The organism is Pseudoalteromonas sp. PAST1 (assembly GCF_021532515.1).
GTDB classification, from domain to species: Bacteria; Pseudomonadota; Gammaproteobacteria; order Enterobacterales; family Alteromonadaceae; genus Pseudoalteromonas; species Pseudoalteromonas simplex.
On the sequence record NZ_JAKGBH010000030.1, the window covers coordinates 20,655 to 40,417 of the forward strand.

The window sequence follows — 19,763 nt, forward strand, 5'->3', positions numbered from 1 at the left end:
AACTAACGGATTTATAAAATGATACGCTTATTAGACTTTTTATTCGCATTATTTGGCTTGCTTATAGCTTTCCCTTTTCTGGTTATATTATTTGTTATTGGTTTATTTGATACCGGTTCACCCATATTTACGCAAGAACGGGTAGGGCGTAACAAAAAACCGTTCACTCTTGTTAAATTTAGAACAATGAAAGTTGATACAGCTTCAGTTGCTAGCCATTTAGCAAGTACAGCCTCAATCACACCCTTTGGTGGTTTTTTACGAAAGACTAAGCTAGACGAACTCCCGCAATTATGGAATGTACTTAAAGGCGAAATGAGCCTAGTTGGTCCGCGCCCAGGGTTATTTAACCAACAAGAGCTTACAGCTGCTCGCGATGCTAAAAATGTATTTACTGTGCGCCCTGGTATTACCGGCCTTGCTCAAGTTAACGAAATTGATATGTCGACTCCAGAGTTACTTGCAAAAACAGATCGTGAGATGATCGATACTCTTAACTTAGCAAATTACTTTAAATATATTTTAATGACTGTAACTGGCAGCGGCAGTGGCGATAGAGTTAAGTAAAAGCTTAGTACAAAGGAAGTGTGCTAGCTTTGATTTTAAATCTTATTTAAAATCAAATAGTAATGATAATGTATTAGAGTTGTGGCTAGATTGATTTAGTTCGGCTATAATTCATGAAAATTTAACAATCGTTAAGCTCGCTGTAAGCTTCGATTGGTATCTTATTGACAAAAACAAGACAGGGAACTTGTTGTGGATAATATTATTCGCTCTATCTTAAATTCACCACGTGCGACAAAACGCACTATTACACTGTTTATTGACTCAATATTTATTGTTTCAGCCTTTTGGTTAGCTTTAATTGTTAGGCTAGACAGTTTAGCCCCCTTAAGTAAGCTTGATAACTGGATGTTACTTGCATTGCTTGTACCTACTAGCTTGTTTGCATTTATAAACCTTGGTTTATATCGCGCTGTATTGCGTTATATGAACGCACAAGCATTGTGGGCAATAGTGCTAGGTACGCTTATAACCACTATTGCACTTGTGATGTTCGCATTTTTTATTGGCGTAGAAATCCCCCGTACCATGCCGTTTATATTTGCCTGGTTATGCTTGCTTACTGTAGGTGGCTCAAGAATTTTAGTAAGGGCTATGATTGGTAAGTTAACTACCACCAATAAAGAGTCTGTTATTATTTATGGCGCTGGCTCTGCGGGTAGGCAGCTTGCTACAGCACTAGGTACTGGCCCTGAGTACTATGTACGGGCTTTTATAGACGATGATATTTCAAAACAAGGCTCGATTATTCAGGGTATACCCGTACTTGCTTTTAATGAAATTTATGAGTTGGTTAACAAAGGTAGGGCTAAAAAAGTTTTATTAGCATTACCAAGCGAAAGTAGAGCGCGCCGCAAAGAGATTTTATCGCAATTAGAGCCTCTCTCTATTAAAGTGCTTTCTATACCAGGAATGGCTGATGTTGTTGAAGGTAAAGCTAAACTTTCTGAGTTTAGAGATGTTGAAGTCGAAGATTTGTTAGGGCGTGATCCTGTTGCGCCAAAGCCTGACCTAATGGCCGCAAATATTAAAGATAAAGTGGTTATGGTAACAGGTGCAGGTGGCTCAATTGGCTCTGAGCTTTGTAGGCAGATTGTAAAGCAAAAGCCGTCTAAACTTGTTTTATTTGAAGTTAATGAATTTGGCTTGTATTCAATCGAAAAAGAGCTTTGCGAATATATTCAATCTAACCAGCTGCAAGTTGAGTTAATACCTATTATGGGGTCTGTGCAGCGTATTAACCGCTTAGAAACGGTGATGATGGCGTTTGGCGTACAAACTGTTTACCACGCAGCTGCATATAAACATGTTCCCCTTGTTGAGCATAACGTTGTTGAAGGGGTACGTAACAACGTGTTTGGTACTTACTATGCAGCCAAAGCAGCAGTAAATGCTAAAGTTGAAACATTTGTACTTATATCTACTGATAAAGCAGTGCGCCCTACAAACGTAATGGGGGCTACAAAACGCATGGCAGAGCTATGCTTGCAGGGCTTGGCACAAAATAAAGGTAAAAGCCACCATACCCGCTTTTGTATGGTACGGTTTGGTAATGTATTAGGCTCTAGTGGTTCTGTTGTGCCACTATTCCGTAGGCAAATACGCGAAGGCGGCCCTATAACGTTAACCCACCAAGATATCACTCGCTTTTTTATGACCATACCAGAGGCTGCTCAACTTGTTATACAAGCTGGTGCTATGGGTAAAGGTGGTGATGTGTTTGTACTCGACATGGGCGAGTCAGTTAAAATAAAAGACCTAGCAAGTAAAATGATTCGTTTATCGGGCTTTGAGATAAAAGACAAAAATAACCCACATGGTGATATTGAAATTACATGCACAGGCCTGCGTCCAGGCGAAAAGCTATACGAAGAGTTACTTATAGGCGATAACGTTGGCGAGACATCGCACGAGCGTATTATGACAGCCAATGAAGTAATGTTACCCCTGGCAGAGCTTAATGTATTTTTAGAGGCGCTTGATATTGCGTGCCATAACTTTGAGCATGAGATTATTAGGCAGCTTTTGCTTGATGCACCTACTGGCTTTAACCCAACTGATGGTATTTGTGATTTAGTTTGGAATGTTAAGCAAAAGGCTGACATATTATCAGGCAATGACTTTAAAGATCATGGCAAGGTTGTAAATTTAAAAAGCTAACAAAGTAAGTTAATTACAGCACCTGAAGTTAGTTTTTAAATTTTAGAGCATAATTTAGAAAAGGATGAGAATTAATGAAAATTGCAGTAGTTGGTACAGGTTATGTTGGCCTGTCGAACGCAATGTTACTAGCGCAACATAACCAAGTTGTTGCACTCGATATAGACGAAAACAAAGTTGCGCTTTTAAAAGATAAACAGTCACCGATTGTTGATGTTGAAATTAGTGATTTTTTGCAAAATAAATCACTGAATTTTACCGCTACAACAGATAAAACACTGGCATTAGCTGATGCTGAGTTCGTAGTAATTGCTACCCCAACAGACTATGACCCAGAAACAAATTACTTTAATACTCGTTCTGTTGAGTCTGTCATTGCCGATGTATTAGCAATCAACCCTGCTGCAACTATGGTGATTAAGTCTACCGTGCCGGTTGGTTATACCAAATCAGTTAAAGAAAAGTTTGGCACTGATAATATTATTTTTTCGCCTGAGTTTTTGCGCGAAGGTAAAGCTCTATACGATAACTTGCACCCGTCACGTATTATCGTGGGTGAGCAAAGTGACCGTGCACAAGTTTTTGCTGATTTATTAGCGCAAGGTGCTATAAAACAAGACATTGAGGTATTGTTTACAGACTCTACCGAAGCAGAAGCTATTAAACTGTTCTCTAATACTTACCTTGCAATGCGTGTTGCATACTTTAACGAGCTAGACAGTTACGCAGAGAGCCATGGCCTAGATGCAAAACAAATTATTCAAGGTGTTGGTTTAGACCCGCGTATTGGTAAACACTATAACAACCCATCGTTTGGTTATGGTGGTTACTGCTTACCAAAAGATACCAAGCAGTTATTGGCCAATTACGAAGATGTGCCGAACAATATGATCCGCGCAATTGTAGATGCCAATACAACGCGTAAAGACTTTATTGCTAACTCAATTATTGCTCGCAACCCTAAAGTGGTTGGTATTTACCGTTTAGTGATGAAGTCGGGCTCAGATAACTTTAGAGCTTCTGCCATTCAAGGTGTAATGAAGCGTATTAAGGCAAAAGGCATTGAGGTTGTTATTTATGAACCAAGCCTTACAGAAGATTCATTCTTTAATTCTCGTGTCATTAAATCAATAGATGAACTTAAACAAACTGCTGATGTAATTATTTCTAACCGTATGGCAGAAGAGCTGCAAGACGTAGCAGATAAAGTTTATACACGCGATTTATTCGGTAGTGATTAAGGAAAAGGTTGTATCGTAGGCGTGAAATTTATTTCGCGCGAAGATATTTTCACAAAGAAAAGTGAATGAGAATGCGATAATAATGCTTTTTGTTTTCCTCTAAAGCGAAGCATCTCATTATCTCTTGTGAACATTTGGCTTCTTTATGAAGCCGCTCTTAACTCTCATTAAGTCAAATGAATTGGCAGCCTACGGGCTCAATAAGATAGGAACATAATGAAATATTTAGTTACTGGCGCTGCAGGTTTTATAGGTGCAGCTACAAGTCAAAAATTACTAGCGCAAGGTCACACTGTAGTTGGTGTTGATAACTTAAATGATTATTACGATGTAAATTTAAAACATGCTCGTCTAGCTCAGTTTGAACAACACGAAAATTTTACTTTTATTAAATTAGATATTGCAGATAGAGCCACAATGGCCGAGTTGTTTGCGTGCGAGCAATTTGAACGTGTAATTCATTTAGCGGCTCAAGCTGGTGTGCGTTATTCAATCGAAAACCCAGATGCGTATGCAGACTCAAACTTAGTTGGGCATTTAAATGTTTTAGAAGGTTGTCGCCACAATAAGGTTTCGCACCTGGTTTATGCGTCTTCTAGCTCAGTTTATGGTTTAAACGAAAAAACACCATTTGAAACAACCGATAGTGTTGACCACCCTGTTTCGTTTTATGCTGCGACTAAGAAAGCCAATGAACTTATGGCGCACAGTTATTCGCACTTGTACAACTTGCCTACCACTGGCTTACGCTTTTTTACGGTTTATGGCCCGTGGGGCCGCCCTGATATGGCGCCGTTTATTTTTACTAAAAAAATGCTTGATGGCGACACCATAGATATTAATAATAATGGCGATATGTGGCGTGACTTTACCTACATTGACGACATTGTTGAAGGTGTTGTTAGAGCTGCTGAGGTTGTACCAGAACGTGATAATAGCTGGAAGGTTGAAACAGGTTCGCCTGCATCAAGTTCAGCTCCATTCAAAGTTTACAACATTGGCCATGGTAGCCCGATTAACCTAATGAAGTTTATTGAGTCCATTGAGACTGAACTAGGTATTGAAGCGAAAAAGAACTTTCGCGAAATGCAGGCCGGTGATGTTTATAAAACCTATGCCGATACACAAGACTTATTTGCAGCAACTGGTTATAAACCAGGGGTTGGGGTAGAGCAAGGCGTGGCTGAGTTAATCAGCTGGTATAAAGGTTTTTATAATAAATAATTGCTTAGCATTGTGTGGCATTGGGAACGCATCTAGCAATCGCGGTGCCTAAGGCTATGTAGGCGTGAAATTTATTTCGCGCGAAAGCCTATTCACAAAGAGAAGAAAGTGAGAGTAAATGAGGAAAAACTTACTGGTTTTCTCTTTAGCGCAGCGCCTCTTATCTTCTTTGTGCAATAAAATGTCTTTGATGAAGGCGTGAAATTTATTTCGCGCGAAAGCGTATTCACAAAGAGAAGAAAGTGAGAGTAAATGAGGAAAAACTTAATGGTTTTCTCTTTAACGCAGAGCCTCTTGTCCTCTTTGTGCAATAAAATGTCTTTGATGTAGGCGTGAAATTTAATTCGCACGAAGATATTTGACAAAGAGAAATGAATGAGAAGTAAAAGAGTAAACCAAAAATATTTTGCTTCACTCTAAAGCGCAGCGTCTCTTTGCTTCTTCTAAATATTCGTTTTTAACGAAAAGTTAAATTGAAAACCATTCAGCTTGTATCTACTTTGGTACTGTTAGTTTGGTGTTATTGTAGATTAAATTATTAAATAAGGGACTAATTATGAAAGCTGTTATTCCTGTTGCGGGCCTTGGTACTCGCATGTTACCTATGACTAAAGCAATTCCTAAAGAAATGCTGCCTTTAGTTGACAAACCGCTTATTCAATACATTGTTAATGAGTGTGTAGCGGCCGGAATTAAAGAAGTTGTATTGGTTACCCATAGCTCTAAAAATGCTATAGAAAATCACTTTGATACTAGCTTTGAGCTTGAAGCAACGCTTGAAAAGCGCGTAAAACGTACTCTTTTAGAAGAAGTTCGCTCAATCTGCCCAGACGATGTAACCATTATGCATGTTCGTCAAGGCGAGGCTAAAGGATTGGGTCACGCGGTAATGTGTGCTAAACCAATTGTAGGTGATGACGACTTTGTTGTAGTACTGCCCGATGTTATTTTAGATAGCTATACTGCTGATCAAAAAACCGAAAACGTTGCCGCAATGATAAAACGCTTTAACGAGGTTAAAGCAAGCCAAATTATGCTTGAGCCAGTACCACAGGAAAGTGTTCATAAATATGGTATTGCTGATATTGGTGGCGTTAAAATTAATGCGGGCGAAAGTGCACCTATTAAAACCATGATCGAAAAACCTAAAGCAGAAGAGGCTCCTTCTAACTTAGCAGTTGTTGGTCGTTATGTGTTATCTAAAGCTATTTGGCCGCTGCTTGCTAATACCCCTGCTGGTGCAGGTGGCGAAATTCAATTAACTGACGCAATCGATGAGTTAATGAAACATGAAATTGTTGAAGCATTTCACATGAGTGGTCGTGCTCATGATTGTGGCGACAAGCTAGGTTATTTAAAAGCAATTGTAGAGTACAGTATGCGCGATGAAAAACTTGGCGCAGAGTTTACAGACTTTGTAACAGAAATGGTTACGCCAAACACAAGGCATTTAAAAGCGGTATAACTTTTAAAACTAAATATTTAAAAAAGGGTAAGAAGTAAATTCTTACCCTTTTTAGTTTTAACATAGCAATTTATTTTTGACCCTAAAGGTTTAGTTTGGCTGATAGCTTCTTGTTTTTGTTTTCTGATGTTATATTTAAAACAATGAAGGAACTTATAACTTTAACTCGGATTTCCTAATGCCAAAATTGAATTTATTGTTTTTAAGCTGTGCCGCCGCACTTAGCTTGCCAATAGCCGCCGACGAAATAAAAAGCCACCAGTCTTTTTCTGGTTATACGGGGTTGATAAACACTCCGAATGCAGAAGCGCTCAGCTCTGGTAGTGTTGATATAGGCTATAACAATTTATTAGATTTTAAAGGGCAGCGATATTTAGATGGCCATAACTTTATATTCTCTGCAGGGTTATTTGAAGGTCTTGAAGTTAGTGGGCAAATATCCTCTAACTCAATACACGATAATTTGTTTTATAGCGAAGGCCGTGGGCAAACTCGAGATTTATCGTTCAACGCAAAATATCAGCTACCTTATATACCTAAAGACTGGTTTAGTGTAGCTATAGGTGCTAAAGATATAGGTGGTGCCGCTAACAACTATAAAACGTTTTATGCAGTGGCCTCAAAAGAGTTATGGGATTTTCGTTTTAGTGCCGGCCTAGGTTCAAGTGACAGACTTACTGGTGAAATGGATGGCGCATTTGCTGGTATTGAGTGGCAACCGCTTGAGTGGTTTAGCTTACTCACCGAATATGATGCCGAAGCTGTAAATGCAGCAGCACGTATAACGATTCCTAAAAAGTGGCTATATGATATTGGTGAAATAACCTTTACTAGCCGTTTTTACAGCAGTACTGATTTTTCTGAAGATAAAGACACCTACTGGGGGATAAATTTTACCCTACCATTATCTGATGAAGCTAAAACTAATTATGAGCCTGTAAAGCCTGCACCTTATGTAGCCCCAACAAGCAATACACCTGCGGCTAAAGTAAACGATTATGGTTTAGGCTTTATTCAAACGTCAGTAGCGCCCAAGCTAGCTGAACAACCTGATGCGTTAACCGTTACTAGTGCTGAGCAAAGTCAAACACAAAATTCACAAAAAGTTGTTAGTTCTAGCTTAAGCAAACAAGCAATTACATTGAAAGATGCGCTCATTAATGATGGTTTTGAAAACGTGGTTGTTGGTTACAACTCAACTACTGTATTTGTTAACTTTGAAAACTCAGTGTTTAACCGCAACGACATTGACGCTATTGGTGTAGTACTTGGTCGCATCGCCGAAAATATAGTTAATGAAAATACTCATTATAGCGTTCAGCTTTCGAAAACAGATATCCCGTTACTAGCAATTAGCGGCAACATCGACAATTATCGTTTGTTTATTGAAAAGGGCGTTAGCCCTGACTTAAATGTTCAACAAGACAAAGCCGTTATTCCCGAGGGTGTTACATGGGCTGGTAAAGCGCAGGCGAGCCCTTACTTTAAACCGCGTGTAACTTTAAGCCCTGCTATTAGTAATACGTACGCTACTGAGTTAGGTGTATTTGACTACTCTATTGCAATTAGAGCAGATGTCGATGTGCCTCTTTGGAAAGGTGCGGGTGTTATTTTAGGTGGACAAGTTAATGTTGAAAATAGTGATGACTATGATGAGCGAGGTCCATTTAGGCGTTATCGTCAAGAAACTGAATTTGATAGAGCTATGTTCTACCAAACATTTAAGCTGCCATTCGGTTTTTATAACCAAACGCAAGTTGGTTTTATAAAAGAGCGCTACGATTTAACAGGTATCACTAACGAAACAACTTGGTTGAGTGATGAAGGGCGTCACAGAATTAGTGCTCAGTTGGGTTCGTATAAATACGAAGATTATCGCGGTAGCAAAACATTCCAAGCACTAAACTACCAATATAACTGGGTTGAACAAGACATTACCTTACATGCTCAAGCAGGTAATTATTGGTATGAAGATTCTGGCTATAAGTTAGAAAGCCGTTTTTGGTTTGGTGACAGTTACTTAGCTGTATATTACGAAGATACAAATACGACTAAAGCAGGTTTGGCATTTAGTATTCCACTTTCACCACGAAAAGATATGAAAGCTTATAAATTTGGGCAAATTAAAGGCACTGAATCTTACAGGCATACTGCGAGTACTGAGATTGGTGAAAGCACTAACCGCTTAGTGTTCAGTCAAGGCTTTATTCCAGGAAGTGCAATAAGCACCTACCGTACGTTCCTTAATCAGGGGCGTATGTCTAGTGATTATGTATACCAAAATCTTGCAAGATTAAAAGAGGCATATTTAACTTATCGGTAACAATTTATGTTGGGTTAAGTATTGTACAATTAGGTAATTTAGCTATATTATTGATGAGGTGTTTTAGATAATTTAAGAGCTTTAATGTCTCGTTTTTAATTTGTAAAAAAATTATGGTGCTGACTATACTTTTTGGAAGTTCGCGCTACTATTTTATAAAATGAGTAAATTCATTTACAAATGTTGATAAAGGAATAGAAGGACTCCCTATGTTTACTAACAAAAAATCGCTACTAGCGTTATCAGTAGCATCGGCTTTCGCTTTAACAGGTTGTTTTAGCGATGATGATAACAATAAACCAGTACCAGATGACGGTGGTGATGGTGGCGATGGTGGTGTTGTTGTCGTTGCACCAGAAGCTCCAGCGGCACTTACATTTGTTGTAAGTGGTTCTGTTGTTCAATCAAACGATGATGACGAATTTGACGTTATCGGTGATGCAACAATCAAATTTTTAGAATCAGGCGTTCTTTCAACTAACATCGTAGATGTTGAAGGTAATCAAGTTCAAACTTTAGATGTTGGCGATGAAGGTAGCTTCCTTGTTACTCGTAAAAGTGGTTCTTCAACAGACAGCGTTACTGCTATCGTTTCAGCTCCAGGCTTTGTTACTAAAGCATTTAGCTTAGATCTTTCTAACGAAGACGATAACGATGTATTAGTTGCACAATTTTTACTAACACCTACTGACGAAGAAGGTCTTGCATCTACAACTACAACATCATCAGACATTACAGGCTCTACTACAACAGCTGAAATTGTAGCTGATGCATCTGCTGAAGGTTCATCTTTAGCTTCAGCTACATTGCCAACAGGTATTACTTTACAAGACGCTGATGGTCAACCTGTTACAGGTGCTGAAGTAGCATTAAATGTATTGGGTACTGACCCTTCAACTGAAACTAAAAGCTTAGTTTTACCAGAAGGTCTAAATAGCGATGACAGCAGTGCTAATATTGCAGTGCCTGTTTCTTTAGCAAACGTTACATTAAGTGTTGATGGCACAAGCGTTAAAAAATTCGCTGGTGATACATTAAACGTAACACTTGCTGCTCCTGCTGATCTAGATGCTGGTGAAGTATTAAGCGTAAGCTCTTTAGATGAAGAAACTGGTATCTGGATGCCAGAAACGTTCCCAGTAACTAAAGGTACGGGTACAGTTAGCTTTGAAACAGACCACTTAACTTGGTTCTCTGTTAATAAGTCTGTTCCTGTATGTACTGATGGTTTAACTGTTAACTTTACTGGTGATGCAGTACCTGCTGGCGGTTTAACACTTGCTGCATACTCAGCTGATGGTTTCTTATGGTCTCGAGTTGGTGCTGGTAGCACTTCTCGTGTTGTTCCTCCTGGTTTCTTAAAGCGTTACGGCATCTCTTCTGAAGCTACTGCAACAGTAGTAGTGTTTGACCGAGACGGCGCTATCTGGGGTGAAACAGATGGCGAAGTAGCAGTTTGTGGTACAGTTAATGACTTTGCTCTAGCTGCTCCTTACACTCTAGTTAATAAAACTTTAACTATTACTGGCTCATGTGCTAACGACCCTGAAGTTGCTGTAAATGTAAGCAACTCTGCTGTACGTTATAAGCGTGATGGTAAAGCTGTACGTACTGCGCTTAAAGATGCAGATGGTAACTTCCAGCTTACCAACCTACGCGAAGGCGAAGATTACGAAGTTACTGTTAACTTCCGTGGTTTACCTCTAGAAGGTTCAAACACAATTTCGCTTGATGCTGTGACAGGTGATGATTTAACTCAAAACTTTGAATTCACTTGCCCTGAAGTAACAGGTTCAGGTGGTACTGGTTCTACTGGTGGCACTGGTGGTTAGTAACCATTTTTGTTAGTTCCTAAATAGGGATTAAATCTGAAAGCCGCATTTATGCGGCTTTTTTTATGTGCATTACGGAATTTTAATTGTTGCTGTTGCTAATCTTGTACAAAGCTCATTAGCCAATGCTTGTTTGGCTTGCTCGTCTCCGTGAACAATTTTAATTAAACTTGGCTTTTTGCGTATGCCAGTAACGAAATTTATTAACCCTTTTTGATCTGCGTGGGCGCTGTAACCGCTAATGGTATGAACTTGTGCTTTAATCATCACCTTTTTATTATCGATAAAGACGTATCCGCCGCGTGGGCCATATTTTTGAATACCTCGGCCTAAGGTTCCTTGCCCTTGGTAGCCAACAAAAATGACATCGGTTGTTTTGTCTGGTAAAAACCGTTCTAGATAATTAACTATTCTGCCGCCATTACACATTCCGCTGGCAGCTATGATTATTGCGGGCTGCTGTTTCGAGGCTAAAAAGTTTATTAATGCAAGGTGTTCTTGGTGGCTATCAATAGTGTGTAGTTGGTTGAAGTCGAGCGGGTGGCGGCCTTGTTTTACGCGCTTTTTTGCTTCGTTATCCCACAGCGCTTTAAAGTGTAAATACTCATTTGTGAAATTGGCTGCCATTGGTGAATCAACAATAATTTGCAGCTTATGCCACATAGAGCGCTTACGTGCAGAGTGAATAAGCTGTTCAAATTCATAAAGCAACTCTTGTGTGCGGCCAATACTAAAAGCCGGTATGAGTACCACGCCATTATCACTTACGGCACGTTCTATAACTTTTTTAAGCACGGCTACGCGCTCTTTGCGGCCTTGATGGTTTTTATCACCATAGGTGGACTCAATAACTAATGTATCGGCACGGTAGGGTGGTTTTGGCGTCGGTAACAATGGCGTGTAAGGTGCACCTAAATCACCTGAAAATACCACTCTATGCGTGTTTGGTCTTTTACCCAGTTCAATTTCAACATAGGCAGAGCCTAAAATGTGCCCAGCACGTTGCAGGCGAATTTTATATAAAGAGTTTTGATTGCTTGAGGTTGCTTTTTCGGGGCTTAAGCCCACTCCTACGGGAATGCAGTACCATGTATTATAATCGAGAGAGATAATTTGCTGTTTTAGTAACTTTAAGCAGGTGCGGATCACCGCTTCATCGCGAGTTACACCTACTTTTAAGGCATCTTCAATCACCATAGGTAAGAGTTTTGCGGTGGCAATCGAGGTATAAATTGGGCCTTTAAAACCTGCGGCAAGTAAGTAAGGTATGCGACCAACATGGTCTATGTGGCAATGTGTAACAATCAGCGCTTTAACTGTTGAGATATCAAAATCAATTGCTAGATCTTGTTTACTGTCTTCCCCTTGAAATAGCCCACAATCAACAAGTACAGAATTTGTGTCATCAATAAATAGCTGGTGGCAAGACCCAGTTACGCCTTTCACCGCTCCGTGGTGTTTTATATGCATAATATTCTCCTTTTTGAAGCTAATTTCAGCATAGAGGTAAATAACTCTTAGGGCAATGGAGGCAGGATTGAGATATTTGAAGGCGTGAAGTTTATTTCGTTGAAGGTTTATTTCACAAAGAGAAGCGAATGAGAAGAAAATGAGGGAACCTAATGTTACCTTCTCTTAAGCGAAGCGTCTCTTATCCTCTTTGTGCTATTAGATGTCTTTGATGTAGGCGTGAAATTTATTTTGCGCGCTTTCTTGTAGATCGTGCTTTAGCGCATCATTGATGAGAGGTACGTAATAGCTTGACGCCATAAATGACCACTTTGTACAAAACCGCATCTTGTATCTCGTTCCCCGAACCTAATAGCTTCATATTTACGTAGGTGATATATTCTCTTTGTGGTGATTAACCCTTTTAGGTAGACGATTAATGGCAAAAGATAGATACGCGCCAAAGGCTGTTGGCGATATTATGGCGGGCTTGAGTGGTCGCTTGGCATCTTATGCTGGTAAAACCCAAGGTTTGTCTTCTCAACAAACCATTCTTGATGACTTCTTAGGTGAAACGCTTTCGAAAAAATGTCGGGTAAGTAATTACCGTGATGGTACTTTGATGATAGAAGCAGTTTCGGCACCGATTGCACTGCGTTTAAATTACTTAAAAATGGATATGCTTTCGCATTTTCGTGCCGCTGGCATGGTAGAGCTTGGGCAAATTAAAATTACCGCAAACCCACAGGCAACACAGCGCTTATCAGCAACAAATAAGCCAGAGCAAAAGCATGTTTCGAAGCGCCAAATGAGCGAACAAACAGCCGATTACCTCAACGCCATTGCCGCAGATGCCCCACCATCGTTAAAAGCCAAGTTAGAGCGTTTAGCACAACATGGGCGGAAAAAGAAGTAAAGCCGTCAGCTTTCAGCCGTCAGTTTGAAGCCGAATTGTGTTGTTTGTAAGTCAGACATAGGTTGGTGAAATGGCGCAGTATGTCAGACGCGCCAAGCAAGCGTGACGCCTATGGTGTAGGCGTGAAATTTATTTCGCGCGAAAATATTTGCACAAAGAGAAGTGAATGAGAAAAGAATGAGAAAGCGATAATGTGCTTTTTTGTTTTCTTTTAAGCGCAGCGTCTCTTATCCTCTTTGTGCGATTAAATGTCTTTGATGTAGGCGTGAAATTTATTTCGCGTGTTATCTTGTAGGTTGTGCTTTAGCGCGTCATTGGTGAAGGCGATGTAATGTATTGTCGCCATAAATGACCACCTACATTTACAAAGTCGAATTTCGTCCATCGCATCGCCTTTTTACTCCCCTGATCTTGATTTTATTCTTATTGTCGCCATATCTATTCAGTAATCTTGTTTTCACCCTTTTTATGGGGTTAGATCAAAGATTATGGCTGATTTTTAAATTTTCTTGCCGAAATTCCATATCTTCATAAACAGAAGGTTTGATGTTGCGCAGACTCTGGTATGATAGCGCACGAAATAAGCGGTGTTTTGAACAGCGTACTGATAAATTGTTAATTAATATGCCCTACATCATGAGCATAAGCGCATATTAATTATCAATTGAAGAAAGTGGGTTAGCTAATGACTAGCTAACAAAGAATATATTGTAACGGTTTTATCATGATATCTAATTTATTTACCAAGATTTTTGGTAGTCGCAATGACCGCACTATTAAAAACCTAAGAAAGACGGTCGCTCTAATTAATGCGCTTGAAAAGCAATTAGAAGCGCTTTCTGATGAAGATTTAAAAGCAAAAACAGCTGAATTTAGAGAGCGTTACGATAACGGACAAAGCCTAGTTGACATTTTACCAGAAGCATTTGCTGTGGTACGTGAAGCATCTAAACGTGTAAATGGCATGCGTCACTTCGACGTACAGCTACTAGGTGGTATGGTTTTACACCAAGGTCGCATCGCAGAAATGCGTACCGGTGAAGGTAAAACACTAACAGCAACATTACCTGCCTACCTTCGTGGTTTAACAGGTAAAGGTGTTCACGTAATTACCGTGAATGACTACCTTGCAAAACGTGACGCCGAAACTAACCGTGAACTATTTGAATTCTTGGGCCTAACTGTAGGCTGTAACGTACCTGGCATGATGCCACAGCAGAAGAAAATCGCTTACGCTGCCGACATCACTTACGGTACAAATAACGAATTTGGCTTTGATTATCTGCGCGATAACATGGCATTTAGCATTGAAGAGCGTGTACAACGCCCACTTTACTACGCCGTAGTGGATGAGGTGGATTCAATCCTAATCGATGAAGCGCGTACCCCGCTGATTATCTCAGGCCCAGCTGAAGACAGCTCTGAGCTTTACATCGAAATCAACAAAATTGTGCCTGATCTAGAGCTACAAGAAAAAGAAGATGAAGAAGGCGTTGAAGGCGACGGCGATTACACGATCGATGAAAAGTCTAAGCAAGTTCACCTTACAGAGCGTGGTCAAATTAAAGTTGAAGAGCTACTAATTGAGCGCGGCTTAATTCAAGAAGGTGATTCACTTTACTCAGCTTCAAGCATCACATTATTAAGCCATGTGTATGCGGCACTTCGTGCTCACAAGCTTTATCAAAAAGACGTTGATTACGTTGTTAAAGAAAACGAAGTTATCATTGTTGATGAGCACACAGGCCGTACAATGGAAGGTCGTCGTTGGTCAGAAGGTTTACACCAAGCTGTTGAAGCAAAAGAAGGTGTACGCATTCAAAACGAAAACCAAACATTGGCATCAATCACATTCCAAAACTACTTCCGTTTATACGACACGCTAGCAGGTATGACAGGTACAGCAGACACAGAAGCGTTTGAGTTCCAGTCTATCTATGGTCTAGACACAGTAGTAATGCCAACTAACAAACCGATGATCCGTGACGATCGTGCTGATCTTGTGTACCTAACACAAGAAGAAAAGTACGAAGCAATCCTTGCTGATATCAAAGATTGCCAAGAACGTGGTCAACCGGTACTTGTGGGTACTATCTCTATCGAAAGTTCTGAGTACTTATCACAGTTCTTACGTAAAGAAAAAATTAAGCACAACGTACTTAATGCTAAGTTCCACGCACAAGAAGCAGACATTGTTGCCGATGCAGGTTTACCTGGCACAGTAACTATTGCAACTAACATGGCTGGTCGTGGTACCGATATCGTGTTAGGTGGTAACTGGAACAGTGAAGTTGAAAAGCTAGAAAACCCAACTGATGAACAAATCAAAGCGATTAAAGATGAGTGGCAAAAACGCCACGATGCAGTAATCGAAGCGGGTGGTTTACACATCATTGGTACTGAACGTCACGAGTCTCGTCGTATCGATAACCAGCTACGTGGTCGTTCTGGTCGTCAAGGTGATGCGGGTTCAAGCCGTTTCTACTTATCAATGGACGACGCGCTAATGCGTATCTTCGCTGGTGAGCGCATGACTAACATGATGCGCAAACTAGGTATGCAACGCGGTGAAGCAATTGAGCACCCTTGGGTTAACCGCGCAATCGAAAACGCGCAGCGTAAAGTTGAAGCACGTAACTTTGACGTTCGTAAGCAATTACTTGAGTACGATGACGTAGCGAATGATCAACGTCGTGTTGTTTACTCGCAACGTAACGAGCTTCTTGAAGAAGGCGATATTTCAGAAACTATCACTGCAATTCGTGGCGATGTGCTAAATGGTACAATCGACCAGTACATTGCACCGCAAAGCCTTGCTGAAATGTGGGATATCCCAGGTCTTGAAGAGCGCTTAAAACAAGATTTCTTAATCGAGCTGCCAATTTCACAATGGCTAGCTGACGATAGCAAACTATACGAAGAGAAACTTCGTGAGCGTATCGAAGAAGCGGTTGAGCAAGCATACAAACAAAAAGAAGAGATGGTAGGCGAGTCTGTACTACGTCAATTCGAAAAAGCGATTATGCTACAAAGCTTAGACCAACATTGGAAAGATCATTTGGCTGCGATGGACCACCTTCGTCAAGGTATCCACTTACGTGGTTACGCACAGAAGAATCCTAAGCAAGAGTACAAGCGCGAGTCGTTCGAGCTATTCTCTGAAATGCTTGAGAACTTAAAAGTCGACGTTGTGGGTATTTTAAGTAAAGTACAAGTTCGCGCTGAAGAAGATGTTGAAAAAGTTGAAGAGCAACATCGTCGTAGCGAAAATGCGCCACGTGAATACCAACACGAAGAAGCTGAGCACATCGGTGGCGAAACACCAGAAGGTGCTGTAGTTACACAACGTGCAGAACCTAAAGTAGGCCGTAACGAGCCGTGTCCTTGTGGTTCAGGTAATAAATATAAGCAGTGTTGCGGTAAATTAAAATAACCAAAACACGGTGATAAAAAGCGACGCTTGCGTCGCTTTTTTTATGATTAAGGAAACAACAAATGACTAAAAAAGTAGTGCATGTTGCAGTTGGTGTTATTTATAAAGATCAGCAATTATTTATTTGTAAACGCCCAGACGACAAACACCAAGGCGGCTTATGGGAATTCCCAGGCGGTAAAGTAGAGCAGGGCGAAAGCGTATTTACTGCGCTACAGCGCGAGCTATTAGAAGAAGTAAACCTAACCGTAAATGGCAGTGAAGAGCTAATGGTTATCGAACATGACTACGGCGATAAGTGCGTACGCTTAGATGTGCACATTGTTGATGATTTCACAGGCACAGCCCATGGCGCAGAAGGCCAACAAGGAAAATGGGTCGCACTAAACGAGCTTGATGATTACAGCTTCCCAGCCGCCAATGTTGAGATTATCGAAAAGATAAAACAGAGGTATGAGCTGTAACAGCTGTCAGCTTTCAGCTGTCAGTTTCTAGCCGAGCGGCATTGTTTGCGGGTTCTTTATTAATTTGCAATCTTGGTGCTGAATGTAAGACGCGCCAAGCAAGCGTGACGCCTACGATTGATGTAGGCGTGAAATTTATTTCGCGCGAAAAAATTGCACAAAGAGCAGTGAATGAGAAAAGAATGAGGAAGTGATAATAATGCTTTTTTGTATTCTCTTAAGCGCAGCGCCTCTTATCCTCTTTGTGAGTCATAGAAACATTGCGCGATATAAAATCGCGCCTACAATGCAACCACTAACCACTTAACCTCCCACTCTCATCGCTCAAAAATGCGGCTTATCTTGTTTTGATAAGAATTGTTACATATTCGGTTTTGTTGTTTTGCTCGAGAGGTTTATTATGGAAACAGCGAAAAACTAACTGTTGGTATGGTTTACTCGTTTTTCGATAAATACTTTATAAATTAAATTGGTACGGGAACCTCATGAAAAAAGTAACACTTACCGCGGCAAGTATTGCACTTGCGCTCGGTCTTGTTGGTTGTGGTGAAAAAGAACAAGAAACTAAAGCACCAGCAACTGCGACCGTCACTGAAGCAAAAGCACCTTTAAACTCTGGCATTGAACTGGCGAACATGGACAAATCTGTTCGCGCACAAGATGACTTTTATTATCACGTAAACGGCGAATGGTTAGAGAAAACTGAAATTCCAGGTGATAAATCAAACTACGGCTCATTCACTCAGCTTTACGATGATTCGCAAAAAGCGATGAAAGAAGTATTAGAAAAAGCAGCGGCTAATAAAGACGTTAAGCCAGGCTCTGATGAAGCTAAATTAGCTGCATTCTACAACAGCTACATGGACGAAGCAGGTCGTGAAGCGGCAGGTATCAAGCCATTAACACCAGTGCTAGAAAGCGTTGATGCAGTGAAGAACAAGTCAGATCTTGTTGCTTTAATGGCTGAACTTCGCATTAAAGGTGGTAGTTTACCGTTTGGTTGGTACGTAAACAACGACGCGAAAAACTCTAGCGAAAACGCGATGTATGTTTATCAGTCTGGTTTAGGTTTGCCAGATCGCGACTACTACTTAAAAGATGAAGAAAAATTCACAAAAATTCGTGAAGCTTACCAAGCATACGTAACAGCAATCTTAAGCAAGGCCGGTGTTGCTGATGCAGAATCTGCGGCTAAAGCAATTATTGATCTTGAAACAAGCATTGCCGATGCGCAGTGGAGCCGTGTAGAAAGCCGTGATGCGACTAAATCTTACAATAAGATGAGCGTTGCAGATGCAAACAAACTTACAGGTGAGTTTGATTTTGCAGCTTACCTTGATGCATCAGGTATCAAAATTGATGATGTAATCATTCGCCAACCTAGCTACCTAGAAAAATTTGCTGGTATCTACAACGATACAGACTTAGCAACGTGGCAGAACTACCTTAAGTTCCACTTTGTTAGCAACTATGCTCACCTATTAGATAAAGAGCTAGTAGACCTTAACTTTGATTTCTACAGCACAACACTTCGCGGTGTTACAGAGCAATCTCCACTTTGGAAAAAAGCGGTTGATGCATCAAACGGTGTACTAGGTGAAATTCTAGGTAAAGTATACGTTAAAGAAAACTTCCCGCCTGAAGCGAAAGCGCGCATGGAAGAGTTAGTAGATAACGTAATCAAAGGTTATGCAGTTGCGATTGAAAACCTTGAGTGGATGAGCCCTGAAACAAAAATTGCGGCTAAAGAAAAGCTTGATAAGTTCACGCCAAAAATCGGTTACCCAGATAAGTGGAAAGATTACTCAGCACTTGAAGTTAAAGGTGATGACTTAGTAGGTAACTACATTCGCCACAGCGAATGGGAATATGCAGACATGACTGCAAAACTAGGTAAGCCAGTTGACCGTTCTGAGTGGCACATGACACCACAAACAGTAAACGCTTACTACAACCCTGTGAACAACGAGATTGTATTCCCTGCGGCTATCTTACAACCGCCATTCTTCAACCTAGAAGCTGATGACGCTGTGAACTACGGTGCAATCGGTGCGGTAATCGGCCACGAATTAGGTCACGGCTTTGATGACCAAGGTGCGAAGTACGATGGTGATGGTAACTTACGTAACTGGTGGAGCGAATCAGACCTTAAACAGTTTGAAGAGCGCACAGGTCAGCTAGTTGCTCAATATAACGAGTACAAACCATTTGAAGATGCTAGCGTAAATGGTCAGCTTACATTAGGTGAAAACATTGGTGACTTAGGTGGCTTAACAGTTGCTTATACAGCATACCAGTTATCACTTGGTGATGAAAAAGCGCCTATTATTGATGGTTACACAGGTGATCAGCGTTTCTTCATGGGTTGGTCGCAAATTTGGCGTCGTAAATATCGTGACGAAGAGTTACGTAACCGCCTAATGACAGACCCTCATTCACCAAGCCATTACCGCGTAATCGGTATTCTTTCAAACATGCCAGAATTCTATCAGGCATTTGATGTGAAAGAAGGTGACAAAATGTATATCAAACCAGAAGATCGCGTAAAAATCTGGTAATTGATTATCGATTTTAAAAAAGGCTCTGAGTGAACGCTCAGAGCCTTTTTTTGTTTGGAGCTGTCAGCTTTAAGCCGACATTTGATGTAGACGTGAAATTTATGTCACGCGATGGTTGTGTATTAAGTGGT

General features: G+C 40.5%; 12 protein-coding genes. 11 read left to right on the forward strand and 1 reads right to left on the reverse strand.

The features are described from left to right. Positions 1-18: 18 nt before the first annotated feature. The 7 genes from L1272_RS14995 (at position 19) to L1272_RS15025 (ending at position 10,812) form a co-directional block, all read left to right on the forward strand. Positions 19-567 carry a sugar transferase gene (locus L1272_RS14995; RefSeq protein ID WP_235373761.1) on the forward strand — a complete coding sequence of 183 codons (549 nt, stop codon included), beginning with the start codon at positions 19-21 and terminating at the stop codon, positions 565-567. A 192-nt stretch (positions 568-759) separates the two neighbouring features. Next, entirely contained in the window at positions 760-2,727 is a 1,968-nt protein-coding gene (locus tag L1272_RS15000) for a polysaccharide biosynthesis protein (RefSeq protein ID WP_235373762.1), read from the forward strand. A 74-nt stretch (positions 2,728-2,801) separates the two neighbouring features. Further along, positions 2,802-3,968, forward strand: a complete 1,167-nt coding sequence (locus L1272_RS15005; RefSeq protein ID WP_235373763.1) for a nucleotide sugar dehydrogenase — start codon at positions 2,802-2,804, stop codon at positions 3,966-3,968. Between the two features lie 216 nt (positions 3,969-4,184). Then, positions 4,185-5,192, forward strand: a complete 1,008-nt coding sequence (locus tag L1272_RS15010) for an NAD-dependent epimerase (RefSeq protein WP_235373764.1) — start codon at positions 4,185-4,187, stop codon at positions 5,190-5,192. 556 nt (positions 5,193-5,748) lie between these two features. Then, positions 5,749-6,657, forward strand: a complete 909-nt coding sequence (gene galU, locus L1272_RS15015) for a UTP--glucose-1-phosphate uridylyltransferase GalU (RefSeq protein ID WP_235373765.1) — start codon at positions 5,749-5,751, stop codon at positions 6,655-6,657. Between the two features lie 178 nt (positions 6,658-6,835). Next, positions 6,836-8,980 (forward strand): YjbH domain-containing protein, encoded by a 2,145-nt coding sequence (locus L1272_RS15020; protein WP_235373766.1) that lies wholly within the window; start codon positions 6,836-6,838, stop codon positions 8,978-8,980. A 209-nt stretch (positions 8,981-9,189) separates the two neighbouring features. Then, positions 9,190-10,812, forward strand: a complete 1,623-nt coding sequence (locus L1272_RS15025; protein ID WP_235373767.1) for a hypothetical protein — start codon at positions 9,190-9,192, stop codon at positions 10,810-10,812. Positions 10,813-10,884: 72 nt separating this feature from the next. Here L1272_RS15025 and L1272_RS15030 read toward each other — a convergent pair whose 3' ends face one another. Continuing rightward, on the reverse strand, positions 10,885-12,282 hold the full coding sequence (locus tag L1272_RS15030) for an MBL fold metallo-hydrolase RNA specificity domain-containing protein (RefSeq protein ID WP_235373768.1): 1,398 nt from the start codon (positions 12,280-12,282) through the stop codon (positions 10,885-10,887). 418 nt (positions 12,283-12,700) lie between these two features. On the opposite strand from L1272_RS15030, the gene L1272_RS15035 reads away from it, so the two are divergent. The 4 genes from L1272_RS15035 (at position 12,701) to L1272_RS15050 (ending at position 19,632) form a co-directional block, all read left to right on the forward strand. After that, a complete protein-coding gene (locus L1272_RS15035) occupies positions 12,701-13,177 on the forward strand; it encodes a DUF721 domain-containing protein (RefSeq protein ID WP_199529313.1) in 477 nt (158 codons plus the stop codon). Between the two features lie 724 nt (positions 13,178-13,901). After that, a complete protein-coding gene (secA, locus tag L1272_RS15040) occupies positions 13,902-16,610 on the forward strand; it encodes a preprotein translocase subunit SecA (protein ID WP_235373769.1) in 2,709 nt (902 codons plus the stop codon). 62 nt (positions 16,611-16,672) lie between these two features. Beyond that, a complete protein-coding gene (mutT, locus tag L1272_RS15045; protein WP_235373770.1) occupies positions 16,673-17,074 on the forward strand; it encodes an 8-oxo-dGTP diphosphatase MutT in 402 nt (133 codons plus the stop codon). 485 nt (positions 17,075-17,559) lie between these two features. Continuing rightward, positions 17,560-19,632, forward strand: a complete 2,073-nt coding sequence (locus L1272_RS15050; protein ID WP_235373771.1) for a M13 family metallopeptidase — start codon at positions 17,560-17,562, stop codon at positions 19,630-19,632. Positions 19,633-19,763 lie beyond the last annotated feature (131 nt).

Coding starts and splice junctions, on each gene's coding strand:
- L1272_RS14995 (WP_235373761.1), top strand. CDS start 19: ATGATACGCTTATTAGACTTTTTATTCGCATTATTTGGCTTGCTTATA.
- L1272_RS15005 (WP_235373763.1), top strand. CDS start 2,802: ATGAAAATTGCAGTAGTTGGTACAGGTTATGTTGGCCTGTCGAACGCA.
- L1272_RS15010 (WP_235373764.1), top strand. CDS start 4,185: ATGAAATATTTAGTTACTGGCGCTGCAGGTTTTATAGGTGCAGCTACA.
- galU (WP_235373765.1), top strand. CDS start 5,749: ATGAAAGCTGTTATTCCTGTTGCGGGCCTTGGTACTCGCATGTTACCT.
- L1272_RS15020 (WP_235373766.1), top strand. CDS start 6,836: ATGCCAAAATTGAATTTATTGTTTTTAAGCTGTGCCGCCGCACTTAGC.
- L1272_RS15025 (WP_235373767.1), top strand. CDS start 9,190: ATGTTTACTAACAAAAAATCGCTACTAGCGTTATCAGTAGCATCGGCT.
- L1272_RS15030 (WP_235373768.1), bottom strand. CDS start 12,282: ATGCATATAAAACACCACGGAGCGGTGAAAGGCGTAACTGGGTCTTGC.
- L1272_RS15035 (WP_199529313.1), top strand. CDS start 12,701: ATGGCAAAAGATAGATACGCGCCAAAGGCTGTTGGCGATATTATGGCG.
- secA (WP_235373769.1), top strand. CDS start 13,902: ATGATATCTAATTTATTTACCAAGATTTTTGGTAGTCGCAATGACCGC.
- mutT (WP_235373770.1), top strand. CDS start 16,673: ATGACTAAAAAAGTAGTGCATGTTGCAGTTGGTGTTATTTATAAAGAT.
- L1272_RS15050 (WP_235373771.1), top strand. CDS start 17,560: ATGAAAAAAGTAACACTTACCGCGGCAAGTATTGCACTTGCGCTCGGT.